Origin of the sequence: Oxalobacter paraformigenes (assembly GCF_000158475.2) — a bacterium.
GTDB classification, from domain to species: domain Bacteria; phylum Pseudomonadota; class Gammaproteobacteria; order Burkholderiales; family Burkholderiaceae_D; genus Oxalobacter; species Oxalobacter paraformigenes.
In genome coordinates this window covers 662,612-664,244 of sequence record NZ_KI392031.1, presented here as the reverse complement: position 1 = coordinate 664,244, position 1,633 = coordinate 662,612, and the positions used below count along the sequence as shown (strand labels likewise).

1 protein-coding gene is annotated in these 1,633 nt (G+C 59.8%); it reads right to left on the bottom strand.

What is annotated here, in order from left to right; all coding sequences use genetic code 11:
- Positions 1-83 precede the first annotated feature (83 nt).
- Positions 84-1,633 (bottom strand): autotransporter outer membrane beta-barrel domain-containing protein (locus OFAG_RS06695; RefSeq protein WP_020995001.1); only part of this gene is annotated, 1,550 nt, incomplete at its 5' end.

The window sequence follows — 1,633 nt, the reverse complement described above, 5'->3', positions numbered from 1 at the left end:
CTCACGTTTGGCGGGCCGTTCAACAGGACGGCTTTTCCCTTTTTATGTCCGGACTGCTGTCCGGGTTGAGGTTCGGGCGTCGCTCAGAACCGGTAGTGGACTTCGAGGTGTCCGGCCACCCCTTCCATTCTTCCCATGTAGCCCTGGACTTTCGCATCGACTCTCCAGGGGCTTTCCGCTTCCGGGCTGAATTCAACGCCGATTTCCCCTATTCCCGTGTCGCCTTTCAGGCTGGATTCTTCCAGCCGGTAGCCATAGACGCTTCCTCTCGCTGTCCCCGAAAATTCGTGTTCCCATGCCAGTCCCGCGTAGGGGGTGTACTGCCTGTCGGCTTTGTATTTCAGTTTGGCTCCCACTTTGCTACGGTGGCTGTCGATGTCGTCGAACCGGTACGGGTCTCCCGCTATGCGGGTATGGTAGCCTTCCAGTCTTGTCCACTGGTAGCCTGCGCTGATGTCCAGTTCGGCTGTTTCTGTCACGCCAAGGGTGTAGCCGAGTTCGATGCCCGCTCCGTAGTAGTTCGCTTTTTTGTCGTAGCTTCCTCTTTTTCCGCTGCTGTCTCTCAGGTCGCTGTCGAAGTCGGTGCCGGCGCGGCCCAGATGGCCGTTGAGCTGGAGCCAGGTTCCTTTGAGGATGCCTTCTTTCTGGCGGTAATGGCCTGTGGCCCCTATTCCGTAGTAGTGGGTGTCTCCCTGTCCACGGGCAGCGGGGTTGCGTTCCTGGATGTCTCCCCATCCCGCCTGCAGGTAGAGGGTGCCTGTCGCCTCGGCGGCTTTATCCTGTTTCAGTTTTCCGGCCGCGCCGATCAGCCAGTGGGTTCCGCTGGCGTCGGCATGGCCGTGGCCGGTGTCATGGCGGTTGTCGCTTCCGCTGATGGCGCCATATAATCCTGCTTTCCCTTTTCCGATTTGGCCAAGGCCGGTTTCTCTGGCCAGATCGTTTCCGCGGTTTATGAAGCCCAGGCTTGCCAGTCTTCCGTCGTTGAAGATGACGGTTTCCGGCGCGGCTTTGACGCTGGCGACGCTGGCCTGAAGGTCAGTGCCGGCCTCGTTCAAGGTGGGGACATGGAAGGTGTAGTCCAGGGAGATGCCCTGTTTGCCGCTCAGGTCGATCGGGGTGATACCGTTGTTGCTGCTGAATCCCTTGTCATTATGTATCAGGGTGAGGGTGTCTCCCACGGCGAGGGCCGGTTTCGCGCCGGCGGCAACGGCTACGCCGACACGGGCGGCTCCCAGGTCGGTCTGAGCGCCGCCGGTTACGGTCAGCATGGTCGTCCCCGTACTGGCATTATTCGGGATGTAGAATTCGTACTGGTCGAAGTTTTTCAGGGCTTGGACGTTCACGCCGGTGGTTTTGACTTGCAGGATGTTGTCGGTGATGGTGCCTTGTCCGTCACTGTACCCGCCGTACACGTCGTTCAGGTTCAGATGATCCGGATGGCCTTCCAGGATGACGGTGTTGCCGGTGGCAGCGCCTGTATCAGCACTGAACCCGCCATAGATAGCGCCGGTGATTGTCCCGCCGCGTATGGTGATGGTGTTGCCGGTGGCATGGGCGTAAGCACTTCTCCCGCCATAGACATTGCCGCCGATTGTCCCATCCGTCACGGTGACGGTGTTGCCGGTGGCTTCTC